The sequence below is a fragment of the Vibrio nitrifigilis genome, from assembly GCF_015686695.1.
Lineage (GTDB): Bacteria > Pseudomonadota > Gammaproteobacteria > Enterobacterales > Vibrionaceae > Vibrio > Vibrio nitrifigilis.
In genome coordinates, this window is record NZ_JADPMR010000004.1 from 236,869 (window position 1) to 257,023 (window position 20,155).

The following is a 20,155-nucleotide window of genomic DNA, read 5'->3' on the forward strand; positions in this document are numbered from 1 at the left end:
CATGTTCGATTTAGTTGATATTTTAAAGTCTGGACAAGCTAGCAGTCACATTGAGCCAGAAAAAATTACGACAGTTCTTTTTCATCAGACACAAGAATGCCAGGAACTTGTTCTTGAATCCTATCGCTTTGAAGGCATTACTGAGCCTGTTATCGCGCCTAATAAAGATGAAAACATTTCTGAGCACGTGCGCTTACAAAATGTTGAAATTGTTTTGATAGAGTTAAACAACAGTAATAACGTAACGGATGATGCTAAGCGTATTAGTCACTTACTACCGAGTCATGCATCTGTGATCGTCATTGGTAGTGAAGATGCGATATCTACAATTCGTAACTTAAAAGAAATGGGGTTTTATTATCTTTTTTGGCCCATTACTAAGCAGGAATTGATCGATTTTGTACGTAGTGTGCATGATAACCGCGAACGAAATCGCGGGCCAGGTCAAAAACGACGAGCGAAACGCGTAACGGTTATTGGCGCTAAAGGGGGAGTCGGCGCAACAGCCATTACTGCAGAACTTTCTTATCTACTTTCAAATGTTAAACATTCATCTTGTATTGTCGTCGACCATAATTATAACAGCGGTAATCTTGACATCATGCTTGGGGTACAAAAGTTTGAAAAGCGCCGTATTCAAAGAGGCTCTTTTACTGATTCCCTAGATTTGGCTAGTGCAAAAAGTTTATTACATAAACAAAATGACATGTTGTCTTTACTTGGTTTAACTGCGCCCGACCTGACTCAAGGTGAGGTTTCTGAGTATCACCGCTCTGTTATCGATATCATGTCCGCTGAATGTAACTTCATTATTGAGGATATGTCTGCATCTTCGGGGCAAGTCTATGAAGTTAACCACTCTTGGCTAGAAAGTGATTGTATTTTATTAGTCAGCACACCAACGGTGTCATCACTGAGAGATGCTGGTCGAATTAAGCAAATTATCGATAACGTTCCTCCTTCTCAGAGGCCACGTTTGCTCATCGTCGTTAACAACACTATGCCAGAAAAATTTGCTAGTGTGTCGTTGGCCGAGATTGAGACGTTTCTACATCAAAAAGCGGATCTGGTTATCCCGTTTATCGGTGATTTCGGTAACGTTATTTTAGACGGTAAGCGTTTAGCCAATATCAATAATAAATCAGCTAATTCTGTAAAATCCTTAGCCTCTTTAGTGATTGGTGAAAGCACAGAAAAAACTCACTCATTGTTTAAGAAATTATTGAGTAAGGTGAAGTAAATGCTTGGAACAAAGAATCTGTATGTTTCGTTACGTAAAAAAATCTTCGACGCATTAGATCCCACCGCTATTACTGATATCAGTCGTCAGCAACTTTCAACTCAATTAGAAAGTGCTGTTGACTTACTCATCGAAAATGAAAATGCGGCTGTTTCATCTACAGTTCGTAAAGAATTTGTGGAAAGTCTGACTGATGAGCTCATTGGATTAGGACCACTGCAACGCTTAATGGATGACGAATCGATCACGGATATCATGGTTAATGGTCCTGATTCTGTCTACATCGAGCGACATGGTTTGATGGAATTAGCCCCGATCAATTTTATTGATGAAGCGCAGTTGTTAGCTATTGCAAAGAGAATAGCTAATCGGGTCGGTCGCCGAGTCGATGAGTCCTCACCAACCTGTGATGCACGCTTGGCTGATGGTAGTCGCGTGAATATTGTTATTCCTCCTATTGCGATTGATGGCACGACCATCTCTATTCGTAAGTTTAAGAAGCAAAGCATCGACTTAAGTAAGTTGTGTCAATTTGGCGCGATGAGTCCTGAGATGGCTCAACTATTAATGGTAGCAGCACATTGTCGTTTGAATATCTTGATTTCAGGTGGTACAGGATCAGGTAAAACGACGATGTTAAATGCGTTATCTCAGTTTATTTCTGAAAAAGAACGTGTCATCACTATAGAAGACGCTGCTGAGTTAAAACTTCAACAACCTCATGTGGTGCGCCTCGAAACCCGTACCGCTGGGATTGAAAACACTGGGCTGATTAATCAACGTGATTTAGTTATCAACTCACTACGTATGCGCCCGGACAGAATCATAGTGGGTGAGTGTCGTGGTCCAGAAGCTTTTGAAATGTTGCAAGCAATGAACACGGGTCACGATGGTTCTATGTCAACACTTCACGCTAATACGCCTCGTGATGCTATGGCCCGGGTTGAATCTATGGTCATGATGGCGAATAACAATCTTCCCCTTGAAGCCATTCGTCGTACTATCGTCAGTGCTGTTGATCTAATCATTCAAATTTCTCGCCTGCATGATGGTAGTCGTAAAGTAATGAGTATCACTGAGGTAATTGGTCTTGAAGGCGCAAATGTGGTGATGGAGGAGATTTTCCGTTTTCAACCCACTTTTCAGCAAACCGACGACGATAAGATACATGGTCATTTTGTCACCGCTGGTTTGATGCAGCGATCGGTATTAGTAGAAAAAGCGAAGTTTTTTGGGTTGGAAGATAAACTAATGGCCGCTTTCCGAGCAGGAGAACCCGCTTGATGCTCTCAATATTAGTGATTTTTATCGGATTAATTTTATTGATTTACAGCGTGGTTAGTGAGCGTCGAGCACATAAGAATCGTTATAACTATCTCGCAGAGTTTAATAAAACTGAATATGTTGATTCATTAGTAACAAGCCAACAAGCGGTGAATCTTGCCTCTTTACTCAACCAAAGTTGGTTAGAAAATTTGGCACTTCGCTGGGAAAACTTCAAGAAACAGCTTGGAAAAAAAGCACAATTCAAATTGCTTATTGTTATCGCCGTATTATTTGCTGCTTCTCTATTTTTTAATCAAAACTTTTTGAGGGCATCTCCTCTTATCGTCTCTCCTGTTTTTATGTTTGGCGGGTTGCTGGCTTTTTATCGTTGGATGCAATCGCGAGAGCGTAAACGCTTCGAAGCCGAATTTCCTGATGCTCTAAATATGATGACCAGTGCGGTTTCTTCAGGGGAAAGTGTTATGCATGCCATATTATATGTTGGCGATAAATTGGAAGGCGATATAGGTAGAGAATTTAATCTTATGGGGCGTCGGTTGCAGTTGGGGGAAACACCTGACGAAGTATTTCGTAAATCATGTCGACGTTACCCTTACTCTTCTTTTTATTTCTTCGTCATTACGTTACGGGCAAATATGCAACGTGGTGGGCAGTTGAAAGAGGTCATGTATCGTCTCAACCGCACGATGTTTAATGCTCGAGCCATCAATAAAAAAAAGTATGCGTTAACGTCAGAAGCTCGCACTTCAGCGAAAATAGTCGCTGCGATACCCTTCTTCTTTCTGTTTATCCTACAGTTTCTCAGCCCTGAAAATTATGAATTCGTTATGTTTAATGACAGTGGGAGACAAATACTTTATTACGTCATGGCAAGCGAATCGATTGGTATTGCAATCGTTTGGGCATTAATGAAAAGTGTTAGATAGTAAGAGGCGCATAGCATGAATTTTATAATGTTAGTTTCATTAGTGCTCATTTTAACTGGAACAGTTACGCTACTCCTTACATTTTTAAAGCTCAATCGACAAAAAAAATTGGCTAGTTTTAATGTCAAATTAGAAGGTGAGCGAAATTTCAATTGGTTGGGGCTGATTCATTTCTTTAATGGTATCTTTTCATCCGATCCCAAAGAAATTCAAAAAAAGTTTCTAGCTGCTGGGTTTTACGATAATAAATTTTCCAAATATTTCGTTGTTGTGAAGTATGGTGTTCTTTGTTTGGGTGCCATCGGTATCCTCGTTTTAGATGTTTTTATCGACTTACCCCAAAGTAATTTTATTGTTGCTGAATCAGTGTGGTTAATCTCAGTGTTAATGGGGCCTGATACGTATTTGGCGATGAGAGCTAAATCACTCCGCCATACGATTTCAAATAAATTGCCGTATATGCTCGATTTAATGGCTGTTTGTGTTCAAACCGGTATGACTATTGAAGCTGCAATTAGCTACTTAGCTCAAGAATTCGGAGCTTTTGATAAAGATCTTAGCCATTTATTGAGAAAAGTTGATGAGCGAGCCAGGGTCGTAGGATTAGAGCAATCGCTACAAGAATTATATGCTCGTGTTCCTACTAATGAAGTTCGAAGCTTTGTAATGACTTTAAATCAAAGCTTGCAATATGGGTCTTCTATTTACAGCGTTTTAACTACCTTATCGGCTGATATTAGAGAAGTTCAACTATTACATGTTGAAGAGAAAATAGGACAACTATCTGCAAGAATGTCGATTCCATTAATTATCTTTATCATGGTTCCTATTGTTATTTTGATTGCAGCTCCAGGTATTATGAGGTTATTACAACATGCGCATTTTTAATCTATTACTTTTTATTTTTGGACTGAGCCTTCTATCTGGATGTACGAATAAACCATCAATTGAGTTCTCTGATCAAACAAATGAGAAAATTCTTAAAAGTAGCGGTAATACACAGAAGTTGATCGAATTCTATAAAAAGCAGTTAACGAAACAGGAGCGATCCGATACCCGGTTAAAGTTGGTCTCGACTTATGAAAGTACGGGGGATTTTTCGTCAGCGTTATTTTATTTAAAACCGATACTTAATCAAAAGCAAGATCTTGAGGTAAAAGTAGAGTTACTTGCAGGTAGAGCCTACTTGAACCTTCATCAGTTTTCTCAAGCTGAAATTTTTCTCAGTGACGCGAATAAGCGTAAACCCGCAGATGCCGAAGTGATGAATTTGCTCGGAGTATTATCTTGTTATCAAGGGAAATTATCACAAGCTCAAATATGGTTTTCTAAAGCACGAGCCTCTATGGGAAACGATCAGACCATAAAGAATAACCTGGCATTAGTTTCCTTATTGCAAGGTGATTATATGACGGCTCGCCGTTTACTTGAATCGTTGGTGGTAAACGATGAATTAGATAATAAAAAAGTGACTGCAAATTTGGCAGTTGTTTATGCAAAGCAAGGTGATAAACAAGCTTTTTCACAATTGACAAAATCCTTATCTAAAGAACAAAGCAATGCACTTTATATGCAGTTAAGTGAATTGAGATTGGTCAATTTACAAAGTTTGTCAGTTGGTTCCAATATGGCGCCTATAGAGAATTAATAAAATGATGAGGGTTTTCCATAAAAGACAAAAGCAAACTGGTGTTGCATCTATCGAATTTGCTGTTGGGTTTATTTTCTTTTGGTTGATGTGTATGGCGTGGGTTGAAATGAGCTATTTATCTTACGTTTCTGCAATTGGTGACCTCGCCATTTCACAAGCGGCATTGCATAGTAAACGCCTTGAAACCTCTACAGAATTTCTTGCAGACTTCAAAAGCACCTTAAGTAAGAGTGATAGCCTATGGAAATATGTGGCTGATGCTGATGATTTTACCTATAGCATTCGCTACATCAGTAGTTATGACGATTTATCACAAGTTACTGAAAATTGTAAAAATGATGATAGTGAAGATAACAGTGCTGAATGTGGTACAGCATCAGATTCTGCCATTGCCATATATCATATTAGCTACAATGCACCACCAATTTTTAACTACTTTTTAGACGGTGACACTCTGTTTGCTCGTGAAGCGATCGTAATACAGGAATATCAACGTAGTGACTTCAATATCAACTAAGCAACATGGAAACTTTATGATCGAGTTTGCCATCGTGGGTATCTTTTTTGCCATGCTACTCGTATTTAGTGCGGATATCGTTATCAAATTGAGTACAAAAGGTAAACTTGATCGTTTGTCCTATTCAATAGCTAACGTAATAAAAGAAAGAACGCAACTTTTTGGTGAAAGTGATAGTAGTGATGATGATTATGAAGTGAGTGATTCTCAAGCGAAAGAAGCTTATATCATTACAGTCAACTCCTTGAAAAGGACAGTTCACAATTTTGATTCCAGCCAATTCGGCTTTGATCTAAAAGTAAGACAGCGCTCAGATTATGGTACTGGTGATCAATTAGTGGACGTTGCGGATTGGAATAGTACAGAAAAGGGAATTAGTGGAGCGAATTGTGAAGGAGCTGTACCGGATAAAGAGCTTATATTTCAGACGTCTTGGGGGCGTTCTTCAACTGTTTATCAAGTAACGCTTTGTTACGATACTGTGAACTGGTTTGGGGAATTGGTAGGTAAAGATTTCTCAACTATTGCCGTTAGTTCATTAGCAATAGGACGTTAATAATGGCTATGCAATTGAAGAACAAACAACATGGTCATGCAGCAATGCTGTTTGCAATGTTGATTCCACTCCTTTTTGGTGTATTTATCTTAGGTACCGACGGTGCAAGAGCGCTTCAAGACAAGGCCCGCTTAGAAGAAGCTGCGGAAATGGCCGCTCTTGCTATTGCAGGTCAGAGCGGTTCAACCGATGACGCGCATGATGAAATGGCAAGTAATTATATTCAATACTACTTCCCCTATGCTGAAGTGACGGATATAGAAACACATGATATCGCTTGTGAAGATAATACTGATTGTGATCCATCTGCATCGGCATCTGAGCGGTTTTTCGAATACACAGTTGCTGCTAAGATATCGCAGCCTAATTGGTTTTCCAGTGACACGATAGAAACAAGTTTTGGCGATAATTTAACCGTTGGTGGTTACTCTTCGGCTCGAAAATACCAATCAAAGACCGTTGATATTGTTTTGGTCTCAGATTTTTCTTCGTCTATGTTTAACTCTGTGACTTCTGCTCGTGACGCTAAATACATAGAACTTAAAGATATCATTTCTGAGGTATCAGAAACGTTAGAAGAATACAACGAGAAAACCAATACCAACAAGAATACGCTATCTTTTGTTGGGTTTAACTCATATGTTTATGGACCTAGTTCAATATCTGGTACGAAGACGGCCACAACTAGCTCAACGACCAAAACAAAATCTTATAGCGGTTATCCGTACTATAGCTATCTAGTGTGCAAAAGTGATGAAATTAACAAATATGGGAACCCTCATCCTAAAGAAGATGGATGGTGCACAAATAGTTACGACGATATCGATTTTAGTTCGACAGTAAGCCATATTTTTAGCAGCGATGATTATTTCCTGCCTACGTCAACACAAAGCTCACAAAACGTATTCTATACATTAGATTTAACTTCTGACTTCGAAAGTTTTAACAATACTATCAGCGGGTTTGAACCTGATGGTACAACTGCGTTTTATTCAGGACTGATACGCGGTGCTCAAATAGCAAACCAAGGAAGTAATCCACGTCGATTGATCATCATTTTATCTGATGGAATGAATACTCACACAGATATCACTGACACTTTAATAGCTAATGATCTCTGTTCAACTATTACCGATCACTTAAATAGCCTTAAAACTGTTTCTGGTGACACTGTAAAATCTAGATTATTCGCAATTGGTTTTGGCTACAAGGTGAGTAGCTATCCACAAATGGGAGAGTGTGTTGGCGATGATAATGTTTACGATGCTACTGATAGTGATTCAATTAAAGACAAAATTCTTGAACTCATCGCAGAAGAAATGGGGCGTTTGTCGCCTGTGAATTAAGAAGGATTAATCATGAGAACAAAAGTATTCACGATGATAACGGCTAGTTGCATTTCTTATAACGTATTTGCTGATAATGATTCTATGTATTCATATCTGTGCCAGCATGCTGAAAATACAGAAACCTATCAGGTTCGTACCGCAACTCACGCTAAAACATTGGTAATGTATCCCGGTGACAGTTTACAAACAAAATCGACTGATACGGTTAATGATGTTGATTGGATTAAAGCCAATATTAAACCGGAACAGTTACCCAAAAATTGTTTAAGTTACGTATTAAGCCAAGGATACTGGGAGCAGGGTAAAGGAATTGCTCGTTTTCATTTTCAATTCGACAGTAGTGAATTAAGTGCAAATGATGAACAGATTTTGTCACGAGTGTTTGAATTAGTTAAAAACGTGCCTAACGTCACTCTTGTTGGACATACTGATAACGTAGGTAGTAAAGAATATAACCAGCAATTAGGTTTCAAACGCGCTGAGTGGGTTTCGAAGCTATTAACATCAAAAACTAAGAGCATTGAAACAACAGTGAGTAGCCGGGGAGAAACACAACCATTATCGTTAAGTAATAATAAATCTGGCAGGGCCTTAAATCGACGGGTAGAGGTTTTTTTAGAGAACAATGAGCAATAGCATAGTTCGTTTTTGGCTAAACATACTGATTTATATTTAGAGGGTGAGTTTCATTCCCTCCTAATCTGGATTGCTACTTTTTAACGCTGAATAGCTTTATCTTCAAAGCGCACATTGGATTGACGGTTCATACATTCTCGCCCTTCGGGAGCTCATCAACAAACCTATTTCTGCGCTCAATCACGTTGAAAGGGAATAACTATTCCTGCCGTGATTGAGCTTGACGTAGGCTCGTTGATGAAGCACTGAACCCTGCATCTTGAGGTCATTTGGGTATAGTAACCTTTATCAAATGGGTAAACAGGTTATTTTGCCGATTTGATTTAGTGAATTTGTATCAATTGATGATGATAGTAATCATATAAAGCCTTCCACCTATCAAAATATACCCATAAAGTAGTATTATTATTTTAAAATTATTATCACTAACTTCTACGTGTTTTTTACTATTACATTTAGTGTTGGGACAAAATGTACCGTGTTTTTACCTTTTAAATGAGTTTCATAGAAACTCATTTAAAAGGTAAAAAATCTATGTTATCTACCACTAGTACCTCGTTTTTCAAATTAAATTCACCCTAATACTATTTGGGTATAAAATCACGATTCATTTATAAATCACTCTTTAAATTTGACATAGAATAAATAATGTCTATATTTAAAAGTTTTGCCTATTTTATTTTTTTATAATATTTGTATGTTAATACTTTATGATTACATATTTTTTTATAAAAAACAGTTACTTAGTTTCATTAGATTAAATTAACATTTTTAATGATATAAATGTAAATATTCTTATATAAGATACATATGTATCTGTGTTGAAAATATTTTATTTTTATCTCTATTCACAATGAAAATGTTTCGGTAAATTTCATTCCGTCGTTAAGACAAAGAAACAGATAGCGAAGTACAGTTTTAGACTTTCTATCATTATTTAAATTTAATTATTGAAACAGACTTAAGTACCACGAAAGTACAACAAAGATACTCAGTGTTACTAATTATTAGTTGAAGTAAAAATTGCTTAGGTAACATCATGTCACACCCGAACAGTTATTTATTATTAGCAATAAAATAAGTCGTTAGTTGGAAGGAAAAAATCATGTTAAACAATATTACTACCAAGCTATGTTCTAAAATTTCTGCATTTATTAAAGATCAACGCGGAGTTACAGCGATTGAATATGCAATCATTGGTGTAGCAATCTCTGCTATCGTTTTATCTGTTTTCAACTCAAGTCTTGGCGATGCGCTAACAGGTGCTATGAGCTCTATTACGTCAAATATCGGTCAAGCTGGCGTTGTTTCTGGTTCTGGTAGCTAATCAGTTCCTAATTTAAAGAGGAATGATGAATTCTTTCTTTAATATTCATTGGCAAGGGCTTTTAGTTTTAATACTGGCCCTTGTCTTAATGAAATTATTAGTTACTGACGTACTATACAGAAGAATCAGTAACCTTGATGTAATAATTATTCTAATAACAATTTTAATTTTACGTTTAAATGAGATCGATTACCGAGTAACAACTCAATTTCTTTTGGTTTTAGGATTGGGTTTTTTAGTTGTTTCCTTTGGTATTTGTGGTGCAGGTGATATCAAATTATTAAGTGTATTGTCATTAGCAATCCATCCAAACTGGTTCATACTTGTTATTGTTCTTATGCTTTGGCTAGGCGGAATATTGGCAGGTTCAATTTGGCTGTTTTATAAGTTTAGATATCCTAATCAGCGTTATACCGGCGGCGTTCCGTATGCTATCCCAATTGTTATCAGTTGTAGCTTTGGAATGTGGCTCACCATGATCTCGACGGCGTTATAATAACAACGTTAGGTGCAGGCATGAATATCAAACTCATGATTGTTATTGCGATAATAGCGATCGGTGTCGGTGTCTATGGTATGAACCATAGAAAAATTATCTCTCCCTCGACCCCTAAAGTTGAGGTCAAAGAAAAAACTATTGCGGTCTATGTTGCAAAAAAGCAACTGCAACCGGGTGATAGTATTACATCCCAAACTATCTCTATTGAAAACTGGTCGGAAACTAAGGCACGTTCTCAAGGTATCACTGGTGCAATATCTATTAATTATTCTCTAGATCCTGTGGCTAAAGTAATTATTGAACCAGGGACAGTCATATCAAAAAGTTCTTTCGCGATAGCAACAGACGTAGATTATATCGATTTTATTATTAATGAGGGTATGACTCCATATCCTTTACAAGTTGAATCTAAATCTATTATTGGTGGCGTTATTAGAACAAATAGTTTTGTAGATATTATGGCTCTTGCCTCTGGGTCGCAAAACTTAGCCAATGACCGTTCTATTAAATCCTATAAGGATGTTTCACTGTCTCCAATATTAACGAACATAAAAGTACTTAAGATTTCTGAAGAGAAGTCAGGTGCTAAAGGAAAGTCGGCAGACGAAAAGTCGACCTTAATACTGGAAGTTACGCCGAAACAAGTGGCTACGTTGACCATTGCTCAGCGTATCGCTCAGTTAGAAATCCACCAATCTGTTAAGGGCGCAACTGCCAAAGACTTATCTGCTAACGCGGGTGACGTTTTAGAGTCTTATCACGCGATAAGAGAGTTTCGTGCTGGTAGCATGACCGTTAAATAGGTGATGTATGTATTACATAAAAAAAGTTGTTCAATTGCTACCTACATTATTATTCGCTAGTTTGCTTATAGCATTCTCTTCTCAAGTGAATGCAGCAAGGCTATTTAGCGTCAATAAGGATGAAGCGAAATCGATTCGTTTATCTAAAGACATCAGTTCTGTTTTTATTTCTAACCCTGCTATCGCTGATTATTCAACTATAGGTAAACGTACTCTTGTTGTATATGGGAAAAGTGTCGGTAGAACTTCGCTCATTATATTCGACGGCGATAATCATACTATTTTAGAGCGCACCATTGTGGTTAACACGAGTCTCATTAATGTTGAGCAGCATGTTGCAATCAAATACCCAGATCTCGATATAGAAATTTATAACCTCGGGGATAAAGTGGTTTTAAATGGTACTGTTGCGACGGAATCACAGAAAAATGGTATTGAACGCCTAGTTGGTGAGCTTTTAGGAAAGTCTGGCACTGAAGAAAAACTGATGGCAGGTGAAGGTGGAACTCAATTGATCGCCACAAAATACAGCTATAAAGGTATTGTCAATAATTTGAAAGTGGCCACCACTAAACAAGTTAATGTCAAATTAACGGTAGCTGAAGTCTCTCAGTCGTTTGTCGAAAACTTAGGATTCCAATTTTATAACAACGGCTCTAACGGTAGCTTCATCAATTCCATTGTCAATTTTAGTGCAAGTGACATTGTATCGATCATTAACGCGGTCGCAGATAATTCGATTGGACAAGTTTTAGCAGAGCCTAATATCTCGGTCATTTCTGGCGGCACAGCAAGTTTCCTTGTCGGCGGCGAGTTACCTGTTGTCACTTCATCGGATAGCGGTAGTAGTGTGAGCTATCGGGAGTATGGGATTAAGCTCAATTTAACGGCTAACGTAGAACAAGACGACAAAATAAAACTAGCGATTATGCCTGAAGTGAGCTCATTAGATAGTCAGTATAGAAACGCGACGTATGATGTGCCAGCACTAAAAACACGCAAGGCCAGTACTACAGTTGAGTTAGCTGATGGGCAAAGTTTTGTCTTGGCAGGATTGCTCAATAATGAGGAAGTTGAGTCTCTATCAAAAATACCTTTTATCGGTGATATCCCTATTTTAGGTGCGTTGTTCCGTTACTCAAAAACAGAACGAAAGAAAACTGAATTAGTGATCGTTGCGACGGTTAGCTTAGTTAAGCCTTTAGATAGTAAGCAGGTGAAACTGCCAGATTTTCAGAGAACAACCAATTTGGAACGTTTATTTGATGTTCATCCTGACAAAAATGAAGACGATCCTACTCGTGAGTGGTTAGTTGAGGGAGGGTTTATCCAATGATTATTCCTGGTTTATTTACTTATATTAAGTGGGTCGCAATCTATTTTGTGATGGTCTTTCTTTGGGGATGCAGTTCTTCTGTTGATCCTAAAGGTATGGAGCTTGAACTATATCCTGTTACCGCGAAGTTGACGTTGGACATTCGTCAGTATGAAGGAGCAAAGCAAGCTATCGTAACGTTTGTTCAAACTCACAAAGAACAGTTGCTTTTTTCCAAAGTTGAATTAAATGCCAGTTCAAAATCGGCAGCTAAATTGACCCAATTTGCACGTAAACAATTAACTAAGGTTGGGGTGGATCCGATCAATATAAGTGTCAAACAAAGCCATACCGATCAGTCTCATTTTTTAATTCAATTTACCGAATATATCGTTAAAACTGAACGTTGTGAGCCTACTTCAATTTGGTCTATTTCTTCAATGAAAAATAATTACGGTTGTTATGTTGAAGGTAATCGTTGGCAGACGATGACTAACCCAGAACGCTCTGCTGGAATTAATGAATAGGAAGGTACCATATGTTTGATTTAGTCAGTATTTTGAAGTCTGGTAAAGACGCAGATGCCGATAATGAGCACATTAAAACGGTATTTTTCTATCAGACTGATAAATGTAAATCTCTTATCGAAGAAACGTTTCGTTTTGAAGGGCTTAGTGAACCTGTTGCTATTGAGAATAAACAAGAAAAGTTAACGGAATATATTCGGTCCAAGCCGGCTGAAATCATCATTATTGAATTGATTAAAGTAGAGGATATTGTCGTTGCAGCGCAGCGAATCTCGAATTTACTTCCTAGTGGTTCAACAGCAGTCATTATTGGTGCTCAAGACACAATATCAATTCAACGACAACTAAAACAGTTGGGTTTCTATTACTTGCTTTGGCCAGTGACAAAAGGTGAATTGACGGAATTTGTAAGAGACATTCATGAACAGCGTGACCGTCGCTCTGGTGTTGGTGGCCGTAAAGCGAAGCGTGTCTCTATTATTGGTGCTAAAGGTGGTGTTGGTGCAACCATGATCGCAGCGGAGTTGTCCTGTGTACTGTCCGAGGTCAAGCATTCTTCATGCGTGTTAGTTGATTACAACTATAACGAAGGCAACTTGGACATCATGTTAGGTCTCAGTAAGTTTGAACGTAAAAAAGCGCAACAAGGCATTGTTTCAGAGAGTTTAGACGCAAGTAGTGCAAAAAGCTTCATGTATAAAAAAAGCCCAAAACTACAACTGCTTAGTGTTGCTGCCGATGAATTAGATTTCAATGAAATGATTCAATACAAGCGTTCAATTGCTAATGCGATTTCAAGCGAATGTAATTTTATCTTAGAAGATCTATCAGCTTCGACAGGACTTGTATTTAATCAATCGAATCATTGGTTAGAAAGCAACTGTATTATTATTGTAACCAACTCAACGGTCTCCTCATTAAGAGATGCCGGTCGATTATATGGGATGGTCAATTCAATTGCTGCATCTGAGCGCCCGCGAGTATTTATTGTCGTTAACCACAACATGCCTGAAAAATATGCCAGCGTTAAGCCTGATGAAATAGAGAAGTTTTTCAAACGCAAAGTTGACTTGACGATTCCTTATATCAAGGATTTTGCGGATGTGATTTTAGATGGTAAGCGTTTATCTGACCGAAGAAATAAAGCATCTGCTCTCCTAAATAATTTGGCGTCTCTAGTATTAGGTGAGCAAATCAATAAAAAATCGTTCTTGTTTAAGAGATCTCCTAAGGGGTAATGCATGAGCGTAACTAAAACTCTATATATCAAGTTTCGCAAGCAAATATTTGATGCACTTGAACCTTCAGCTATCGCCGAAGTAACACGTCAGGAACTTGAAGATCAGCTTGAAAGTGCGATTAATCTTTTGATTGAAAAAGAAGGTGCCGCTGTATCTGGTGTTTTGCGTAAAGAATTTGTTATTGCTCTTGCTGATGAATTAATTGGTTTAGGACCATTACAGCGCCTCATGGATGATGAAACCATTTCAGATATTATGGTGAATGGTCCTGATAATGTATTTATTGAGCGCAATGGCTTAGTTGAAAAGTCCAACATTAGTTTCATTGACGAGCCTCAGCTTCTTGCCATAGCGAAACGGATTGCTAGTCGTGTAGGTCGAAGGGTTGATGATTCATCTCCAACCTGTGATGCACGTTTAGCAGACGGTAGCCGTGTCAATATCGTAATCCCTCCCATCTCTATTGACGGAACATCGATATCAATTCGTAAATTTAAAAAGCACAGTATTGATTTAAATAAGCTTTGTCATTTTGGTGCAATGAGTCCAGAAATGGCACAGCTGTTGATGGTAGCGGCTCGTTGCAGATTAAATATTCTTATTTCTGGTGGTACGGGTTCCGGTAAAACGACCATGCTCAATGCATTGTCGCAATATATTTCAGAGAAAGAACGTATCGTGACGATTGAAGATGCTGCAGAATTAAAGCTACAGCAACCTCATGTAGTACGCCTCGAAACAAGAACGGCCGGTATTGAGAACACTGGACAGATATCTCAACGTGAACTGGTGATCAACTCATTACGTATGAGGCCAGACAGAATCATTGTTGGTGAATGTCGTGGGGCCGAAGCGTTTGAAATGCTCCAAGCAATGAATACGGGACACGATGGTTCAATGTCTACTCTGCACGCTAACACTCCGCGTGATGCGATGGCTCGTGTGGAGTCCATGGTTATGATGGCTAACAACAACCTTCCTCTAGAGGCAATTCGTCGCACCATTGTTAGTGCGGTTGATTTGGTTATTCAGATATCTCGATTACACGATGGCAGTCGTAAAGTGATGTCAATTACAGAGGTAATAGGTTTAGAAGGTCAAAGTGTTGTATTGGAAGAGATATACCGCTTCCAACCTACGTTTAGTCATAGCGAAGATGGCAAAGTTAACGGTCAATTTGTCACCGCGGGCTTAATGCAGCGTTCGGTCCTAGTAGAAAAAGCCAAGTTCTTTGGTTTAGCCGAGCAGTTACTAAGTTCGTTTAGTCCAACAGGAGCCTAATCATGATTTATACATTGGTAATGATCGCTGGCGTACTATTAGTGCTTGTTTCTCTTATCTTGAGTTACCGTGATAAGAAAAAACGGTTAAGCATCCTGCATGACTTTAAACATAATGCGTTGCATCAATCAGTCATCAGTAAAAGTCAAGCGGTTGATTTACAATCATTATTAGATCGCAGTTATTCTGAGCGAGTTGCTCTGCAATGGAGCAATTTTAAATCCCAGTTGGGTAATATGCCTGAAATAAAGTTAGCCGGGATTACCGCGGGCTTATTCGCATTTTCATTACTATTTAATCAGAACTTTTTACGCGAATCACCTTGGGTCGTAAGCCCGATTATTATTATCATAGGCTATATTATTTTATATCAATGGCTCCAAGGGAGAGAGCAAAAGAATTTCGAATCACAATTTCCTGATGCTTTGAATATGTTAACCGGTGCTGTGTCATCTGGTGACAGTATTATGCATGCCATTATGTATGTTGGAAAAGAACTTGAAGGAAATATTGGTGAAGAATTTCGCATTATGGGTCAGAGGTTACAATTAGGAGAATCTCCTGATGAGGTATTTCGTAAGTCTTGTCACCGTTATCCATATCCTTCATTTTACTTTTTTGTGATTACTTTACGCGCCAATATCGCACGAGGTGGACAGTTGAAAGATATTATGCAACGTCTAAATCGAACTATGTTTAATGCTCGTGCGATAGATAAAAAGAAAATGGCACTTACATCAGAGGCTCGTACCTCAGCAAAAATTGTTGCTGCAATCCCATTTTTATTCCTGTTTATGTTGCAGTTTTTAAGCCCGGAAAACTATGAATTTGTCATGTTTAATGATGATGGGAAAGTCATTCTTTATTACGTCATTATCAGTGAGGCTATTGGTATAAGTATCGTTTGGGCACTGATGAGAAGCGTGAGGTAATTACCATGGATATTATTGGAATTAGTTCAATATCATTAATAATATTTGGTTTAGTATTCCTAGTCGCCTCTGCAGCGAAATCTAAACGAGAGAAGAGGCTAGACAAACTTAATATTGAAAAAACAAAACAAGAAAGAAGACCAAAATTTGTTTGGTTAACACAAATACTCAATACTATCTTTTCGACTAATCAAAAAGAAATCGATGAGAAGTTTATTTCAGCAGGATTTTATGATCTTAAATTCGCTAAATATTATGTTTTAGTTAAATATACTGTGGTTATTTTAGGCACTATATCAGTTGCATTTTTGGGAACGTTATGGCAGCTCAAACCAAGCTCATTTATTGCTGTTGAAGCCGTGTGGATTATTGTGAGTTTAACGGGCCCAGATTCATTCTTGTCAATGAGAGCGAGTAACTTACGTAAAAGTATATCCAATAAATTACCCTATATGTTGGATCTAATGTCGGTAAGTATCCAAACTGGTATGACGATTGAAGCATCAATTAGTTATTTATCGCATGAGTTTAAAGCGTTTGATAAAGATTTATGTTTTATTCTTACTAAGGTTAATGAACGTTCACGGATTGTTGGTATTGAGCAAGCTTTAACGGAATTATATAAACAGTTTCCGACCAATGAAGTTCGTAGCTTTGTTATGACGTTAAATCAAAGTATTCAGTATGGTTCATCCATATCTCCTGTATTAGTGACTTTATCTTCTGATATACGAGAGGTTCAGTTACTCAATGTAGAAGAAAAAATAGGGCAATTATCAGCAAAAATGTCAATTCCTTTAATTATGTTTATCATGATTCCAATTGTCATATTGATCACTGCACCAGGTATTATGAGGATGTTAGGATAATGCGTAACTATATTCTTTCTCTATTATTATCACTGTTCTTATTAGGCTGCGTATCAAATAATTCTGGGGGGGGTGACCCTAATACTAAAGAAAAATTGTTGATGAGTGGTAAGAATTATCAAAAGCTTATCTCTTTTTATAAAGAGCAGTTAGTTAAAAAAGAAGATAAAGATACCCGTATAAAATTGATCGAAGCGTATGTTGAGTTAGGAGATTTTAACTCAGCTATATTTTATCTAGAACCACTATTAAAACGTCAGGAAATTGAATATAAAGTAAATTTACTAGCGGGTAAATCGTATTTAAATATTGGTGAGATAGATAGAGCGTTAGAGTATTTAGGTAAAGCCAATCAGCAGCAACCCACTAGTGCTGAAGTTTTAAATTTATTAGGGATTAGTGATTGCTATAAAGGTAATTTTTATACGGCAAAACAAAGATTTTCTCAAGCTCGAATTTATATGGATGATGATTTAACGGTAAAAAATAATTTAGCATTAGTAGCCATTTTGCAACAACATTACTTTACCGCTAAAGATTTACTTGAGTCTTTATATTACACCGGAGCCCAAAATGATCGTCGAGTAAGAGCAAATCTGGCGATTGTATATGCAAAATTAGGTAATCGACGTGCATTTTCTGAATTAGCGAAGGGATTGACTGACGAACAACAAAATCAAGTTTTTGCTCGGTTAAAAAATATGGAAGTCGCTGACGTGAAGGGGGTAGTTTTGGGTGAGAAACATGAGAAAAGCAGTAAATAATCCCATGTTACACCGCTTTCGGTGTCGTAAGCAGAAGGGCAGTGCGACGATAGAATTTGCTATTGGTTTCTTTTTCTTCTGGTTGATGTGTGCGTTTTGGATTCAAGTAAGCATGTTGTCTTATATATCTGGGATTGGCGACTTAGCTATTGCTCAGGCCTCTTTACACAGTAAACGCTTGGCTAATTCAACAGAGTTCCTTGCTGATTTTCAGAGAGTTCTAGCTGATAACGATAGTCTTTGGTCTTACGTCGTTCAGCAAGACAATTTTCGCTATAGCATTCGATATTTAAATAGTTTTGATGAGCTTTCTGCATTGACGGATAAATGTGAGCCAGACACTGATAGTGATGCCATAGGTATTGAATGTGGCTCGTCAGAAGGGGCAGCAATTGCGGTTTATCGTATTGATTACAATGCACCGAAAATTTATGACTATTTTATCGACACCGAAACTATGTTTTCCCGAGAAACCATTGTTATACAGGAATATCAGCGTGATCAATTCTCCCTCGATTAAGCATAAAGGCTCGTTCACCGTTGAATTCGCAATTGTCGGTGTATTCTTTGCACTGTTATTGGTGTTTAGCGGTGATCTCGTCATCAAATTGAGTATGAAGGGAAAACTTGAAAGATTATCGTATTCGATGGTGAGTGTATTAAAAGAACGCACTCAGCTATTTGATGAAGATACTTTTGATATAACTAATACTCAAGCGACTGATATTTATAATGTTGCTGCAAATTCTATGCAACGCACCATGGGTAAGTTTGAAGCGGAGAAGTTTGGCGTCGATTTAAAAGTAAGGCAGCGTTCTAATTACGGATTAGGAAATAGCACGATTGCGGTAACAGATTGGAATAGTGCTGATGCGTTGGGAATTGGTATCAGCTGCAATGGGCATGAACCCGCTCGTGAGCTAATTTTTCAAACCTCGTGGGGGCGTTCAGCCACTTTGTACGAAGTGACATTATGTTATAGCACACCAAACTGGTTCGGTCAGTTGGTTGATGAGCAGTATCTAAGCGTATCTGCTAATGCAATAACATTGGGGCGGTAATCATGATAAAGCAACGAAATAATATCAAATCGTTAAAGTACCGTCGTCAGTCTGGACATGCAGCGATGTTGTTCGTCATGATTATTCCCATCTTATTAGGTGTTTTTGTGTTGGGAATGGATGGTGCCCGAGCATTGCAAAATAAGGCTCGTCTCGATGAGGCAACGGAAGTCATTGCTTTGGCTATGTCTGGTCAAAATACTACAACGGAAGCGTCTAGAAATGAAATAGTACAAAATTATATTGGCTATTTTTTCCCTCAGGCAACGCTTGATGAGGTGACGACACAAGTGATTGCTTGTGATGATAACCCCAACTGTGACTTATCATCGTTAGCCTCAGAGCAATTTTTTGAATACGATATTCAACTACGAATTACTGAACCGTCTTGGTTCCCAAATAAAGGGATCAGCAATGGGTTTGGTGAGTCTTATGATGTTGCTAGTTCGTCTTCAGTGAGAAAATATAACTCAAAATCTGTGGATGTGATTCTTGTTTCTGACTTTTCAGGATCGATGGCGGATTCCGTGAGTTCGGGGCGTGATGCAAAATATGTTGAGCTTCAAGATATTATCAGCACTGTATCCTCTACGTTACAAGAGTATAACGATAACACGGGAACTAATAGTCAAATAGCGTATGTAGGGTTTGACGGTTTTGTTTTTCCTGGTACGAGTTATTCCTATCAAAGTTGTAACCGTTGGTACTGTACGACTAATCAAGCTTACTATGCGTATTCCTACTTAATGTGTAATAGCGACACAACCAAGAATGGTTATACCCAAGTGAAAGAAAGTGGCTGGTGTTATAACGATGCTTCTAGTGTGGACTATACGTTGACGATTAATAGTGTATTTGATGAGTCTGCTCATGTTGAAACGGGGGCGACCACATCAATGACTTTTTATACGTTACCGCTCACCAATGATTTCTCAACATTTGTAAGCACAATCAATAACTTTTCACCTGCTGGGATTACCGCGTTTTATTCGGGGTTGATTCGTGGTGCTCAGGTAGCAGCTGATGGCGATAACTCCCGTCGTTTGATCATTATTCTTTCGGATGGGATGAACAGTTACTCGGATATCACCAATAACTTAGTCGATAATGGGCTGTGTTCCTTTATTACGGAAGGACTTAATGCGATGACAACATCAGAAGATGAAGATGTTAAATCGCGTCTTTTCGCCATTGGATTCGGCTATACGATTTCTAACTACCCAGAAATGAAAAACTGTGTAGGTGAGCAAAACGTTTTTGATGCAACAGACAAAGATTCGATCAAAAACAAAATTTTAGAATTAGTTGCTGATGAGATGGGGCGTTTAGCGCCAACCCAGCTTACTCCGGCCGATGAATAACAAGGTAATCTTT

General features: G+C 38.1%; 22 protein-coding genes. All 22 read left to right on the top strand.

What is annotated here, in order from left to right; all coding sequences use genetic code 11:
• Position 1: 1 nt before the first annotated feature.
• The 22 genes from I1A42_RS17300 to I1A42_RS17405 all read left to right on the top strand — a co-directional run bounded on the left by I1A42_RS17300 (position 2) and on the right by I1A42_RS17405 (position 20,142).
• Positions 2 to 1,240, top strand: coding sequence for an AAA family ATPase (locus I1A42_RS17300; RefSeq protein WP_196124192.1), 1,239 nt, complete (start codon positions 2 to 4; stop codon positions 1,238 to 1,240).
• Entirely contained in the window at positions 1,241 to 2,524 is a 1,284-nt protein-coding gene (locus I1A42_RS17305; RefSeq protein ID WP_161158509.1) for a CpaF family protein, read from the top strand.
• On the top strand, positions 2,524 to 3,453 hold the full coding sequence (locus I1A42_RS17310; RefSeq protein WP_161158516.1) for a type II secretion system F family protein: 930 nt from the start codon (positions 2,524 to 2,526) through the stop codon (positions 3,451 to 3,453). The genes I1A42_RS17305 and I1A42_RS17310 overlap by 1 nt, the downstream gene beginning before the upstream one ends.
• A gap of 15 nt (positions 3,454 to 3,468) precedes the next feature.
• Complete coding sequence (locus I1A42_RS17315; protein WP_196124193.1) at positions 3,469 to 4,341, top strand: type II secretion system F family protein; 873 nt, start codon at positions 3,469 to 3,471, stop codon at positions 4,339 to 4,341.
• Positions 4,328 to 5,101, top strand: a complete 774-nt coding sequence (locus I1A42_RS17320; protein WP_196124194.1) for a tetratricopeptide repeat protein — start codon at positions 4,328 to 4,330, stop codon at positions 5,099 to 5,101. Before I1A42_RS17315 ends, I1A42_RS17320 begins: the two co-directional genes overlap by 14 nt.
• 4 nt (positions 5,102 to 5,105) lie before the next feature.
• Entirely contained in the window at positions 5,106 to 5,621 is a 516-nt protein-coding gene (locus tag I1A42_RS17325) for a TadE/TadG family type IV pilus assembly protein (RefSeq protein WP_196124195.1), read from the top strand.
• Between the two features lie 16 nt (positions 5,622 to 5,637).
• A complete protein-coding gene (gene tadF, locus I1A42_RS17330) occupies positions 5,638 to 6,177 on the top strand; it encodes a tight adherence pilus pseudopilin TadF (RefSeq protein ID WP_230389626.1) in 540 nt (179 codons plus the stop codon).
• A gap of 2 nt (positions 6,178 to 6,179) precedes the next feature.
• Positions 6,180 to 7,523: a vWA domain-containing protein gene (locus I1A42_RS17335; RefSeq protein ID WP_161158514.1), complete on the top strand. Its 1,344-nt coding sequence runs from the start codon at positions 6,180 to 6,182 to the stop codon at positions 7,521 to 7,523.
• 12 nt (positions 7,524 to 7,535) lie between these two features.
• Positions 7,536 to 8,162 carry an OmpA family protein gene (locus I1A42_RS17340; RefSeq protein WP_196124197.1) on the top strand — a complete coding sequence of 209 codons (627 nt, stop codon included), beginning with the start codon at positions 7,536 to 7,538 and terminating at the stop codon, positions 8,160 to 8,162.
• 1,105 nt (positions 8,163 to 9,267) lie between these two features.
• The gene (locus tag I1A42_RS17345; RefSeq protein WP_161158563.1) at positions 9,268 to 9,489 is read left to right on the top strand and encodes a Flp family type IVb pilin; all 222 of its coding nucleotides are present in this window, start codon (positions 9,268 to 9,270) and stop codon (positions 9,487 to 9,489) included.
• Positions 9,490 to 9,511: 22 nt separating this feature from the next.
• The gene (locus tag I1A42_RS17350) at positions 9,512 to 9,985 is read left to right on the top strand and encodes a prepilin peptidase (protein ID WP_196124198.1); all 474 of its coding nucleotides are present in this window, start codon (positions 9,512 to 9,514) and stop codon (positions 9,983 to 9,985) included.
• Positions 9,986 to 10,005: 20 nt separating this feature from the next.
• Entirely contained in the window at positions 10,006 to 10,791 is a 786-nt protein-coding gene (gene cpaB, locus I1A42_RS17355; protein WP_196124199.1) for a Flp pilus assembly protein CpaB, read from the top strand.
• Between the two features lie 7 nt (positions 10,792 to 10,798).
• Complete coding sequence (locus I1A42_RS17360; protein ID WP_196124200.1) at positions 10,799 to 12,127, top strand: type II and III secretion system protein family protein; 1,329 nt, start codon at positions 10,799 to 10,801, stop codon at positions 12,125 to 12,127.
• Positions 12,124 to 12,633: a hypothetical protein gene (locus I1A42_RS17365; RefSeq protein ID WP_196124201.1), complete on the top strand. Its 510-nt coding sequence runs from the start codon at positions 12,124 to 12,126 to the stop codon at positions 12,631 to 12,633. The genes I1A42_RS17360 and I1A42_RS17365 overlap by 4 nt, the downstream gene beginning before the upstream one ends.
• Before the next feature lie 11 nt (positions 12,634 to 12,644).
• Complete coding sequence (locus I1A42_RS17370) at positions 12,645 to 13,871, top strand: AAA family ATPase (RefSeq protein ID WP_196124202.1); 1,227 nt, start codon at positions 12,645 to 12,647, stop codon at positions 13,869 to 13,871.
• Between the two features lie 3 nt (positions 13,872 to 13,874).
• Positions 13,875 to 15,155 (top strand): CpaF family protein, encoded by a 1,281-nt coding sequence (locus tag I1A42_RS17375; RefSeq protein ID WP_161158569.1) that lies wholly within the window; start codon positions 13,875 to 13,877, stop codon positions 15,153 to 15,155.
• A 2-nt stretch (positions 15,156 to 15,157) separates the two neighbouring features.
• Positions 15,158 to 16,087, top strand: a complete 930-nt coding sequence (locus I1A42_RS17380; RefSeq protein ID WP_196124203.1) for a type II secretion system F family protein — start codon at positions 15,158 to 15,160, stop codon at positions 16,085 to 16,087.
• A 5-nt stretch (positions 16,088 to 16,092) separates the two neighbouring features.
• The gene (locus I1A42_RS17385; protein WP_196124204.1) at positions 16,093 to 16,956 is read left to right on the top strand and encodes a type II secretion system F family protein; all 864 of its coding nucleotides are present in this window, start codon (positions 16,093 to 16,095) and stop codon (positions 16,954 to 16,956) included.
• The gene (locus I1A42_RS17390; RefSeq protein WP_196124205.1) at positions 16,956 to 17,720 is read left to right on the top strand and encodes a tetratricopeptide repeat protein; all 765 of its coding nucleotides are present in this window, start codon (positions 16,956 to 16,958) and stop codon (positions 17,718 to 17,720) included. The genes I1A42_RS17385 and I1A42_RS17390 overlap by 1 nt, the downstream gene beginning before the upstream one ends.
• Positions 17,701 to 18,240 carry a TadE/TadG family type IV pilus assembly protein gene (locus I1A42_RS17395; RefSeq protein ID WP_230389628.1) on the top strand — a complete coding sequence of 180 codons (540 nt, stop codon included), beginning with the start codon at positions 17,701 to 17,703 and terminating at the stop codon, positions 18,238 to 18,240. The genes I1A42_RS17390 and I1A42_RS17395 overlap by 20 nt, the downstream gene beginning before the upstream one ends.
• Positions 18,218 to 18,781: a tight adherence pilus pseudopilin TadF gene (gene tadF, locus I1A42_RS17400; protein WP_329604837.1), complete on the top strand. Its 564-nt coding sequence runs from the start codon at positions 18,218 to 18,220 to the stop codon at positions 18,779 to 18,781. The genes I1A42_RS17395 and tadF (I1A42_RS17400) overlap by 23 nt, the downstream gene beginning before the upstream one ends.
• 2 nt (positions 18,782 to 18,783) lie before the next feature.
• Positions 18,784 to 20,142, top strand: a complete 1,359-nt coding sequence (locus I1A42_RS17405; protein ID WP_161157448.1) for a TadE/TadG family type IV pilus assembly protein — start codon at positions 18,784 to 18,786, stop codon at positions 20,140 to 20,142.
• The last annotated feature ends 13 nt before the right edge of the window (positions 20,143 to 20,155 follow it).

Bases quoted from the DNA above. Each gene is read 5' to 3' on its own strand.
- I1A42_RS17315 (WP_196124193.1), top strand. From the start codon at position 3,469: ATGAATTTTATAATGTTAGTTTCATTAGTGCTCATTTTAACTGGAACA.
- I1A42_RS17350 (WP_196124198.1), top strand. From the start codon at position 9,512: ATGATGAATTCTTTCTTTAATATTCATTGGCAAGGGCTTTTAGTTTTA.
- I1A42_RS17340 (WP_196124197.1), top strand. From the start codon at position 7,536: ATGAGAACAAAAGTATTCACGATGATAACGGCTAGTTGCATTTCTTAT.
- I1A42_RS17370 (WP_196124202.1), top strand. From the start codon at position 12,645: ATGTTTGATTTAGTCAGTATTTTGAAGTCTGGTAAAGACGCAGATGCC.
- I1A42_RS17300 (WP_196124192.1), top strand. From the start codon at position 2: ATGTTCGATTTAGTTGATATTTTAAAGTCTGGACAAGCTAGCAGTCAC.
- cpaB (WP_196124199.1), top strand. From the start codon at position 10,006: ATGAATATCAAACTCATGATTGTTATTGCGATAATAGCGATCGGTGTC.
- I1A42_RS17365 (WP_196124201.1), top strand. From the start codon at position 12,124: ATGATTATTCCTGGTTTATTTACTTATATTAAGTGGGTCGCAATCTAT.
- I1A42_RS17390 (WP_196124205.1), top strand. From the start codon at position 16,956: ATGCGTAACTATATTCTTTCTCTATTATTATCACTGTTCTTATTAGGC.
- I1A42_RS17310 (WP_161158516.1), top strand. From the start codon at position 2,524: ATGCTCTCAATATTAGTGATTTTTATCGGATTAATTTTATTGATTTAC.
- I1A42_RS17335 (WP_161158514.1), top strand. From the start codon at position 6,180: ATGGCTATGCAATTGAAGAACAAACAACATGGTCATGCAGCAATGCTG.
- I1A42_RS17380 (WP_196124203.1), top strand. From the start codon at position 15,158: ATGATTTATACATTGGTAATGATCGCTGGCGTACTATTAGTGCTTGTT.
- tadF (WP_230389626.1), top strand. From the start codon at position 5,638: ATGATCGAGTTTGCCATCGTGGGTATCTTTTTTGCCATGCTACTCGTA.
- I1A42_RS17395 (WP_230389628.1), top strand. From the start codon at position 17,701: ATGAGAAAAGCAGTAAATAATCCCATGTTACACCGCTTTCGGTGTCGT.
- I1A42_RS17405 (WP_161157448.1), top strand. From the start codon at position 18,784: ATGATAAAGCAACGAAATAATATCAAATCGTTAAAGTACCGTCGTCAG.
- I1A42_RS17385 (WP_196124204.1), top strand. From the start codon at position 16,093: ATGGATATTATTGGAATTAGTTCAATATCATTAATAATATTTGGTTTA.
- I1A42_RS17360 (WP_196124200.1), top strand. From the start codon at position 10,799: ATGTATTACATAAAAAAAGTTGTTCAATTGCTACCTACATTATTATTC.
- I1A42_RS17375 (WP_161158569.1), top strand. From the start codon at position 13,875: ATGAGCGTAACTAAAACTCTATATATCAAGTTTCGCAAGCAAATATTT.
- I1A42_RS17305 (WP_161158509.1), top strand. From the start codon at position 1,241: ATGCTTGGAACAAAGAATCTGTATGTTTCGTTACGTAAAAAAATCTTC.
- I1A42_RS17325 (WP_196124195.1), top strand. From the start codon at position 5,106: ATGATGAGGGTTTTCCATAAAAGACAAAAGCAAACTGGTGTTGCATCT.
- I1A42_RS17345 (WP_161158563.1), top strand. From the start codon at position 9,268: ATGTTAAACAATATTACTACCAAGCTATGTTCTAAAATTTCTGCATTT.
- I1A42_RS17320 (WP_196124194.1), top strand. From the start codon at position 4,328: ATGCGCATTTTTAATCTATTACTTTTTATTTTTGGACTGAGCCTTCTA.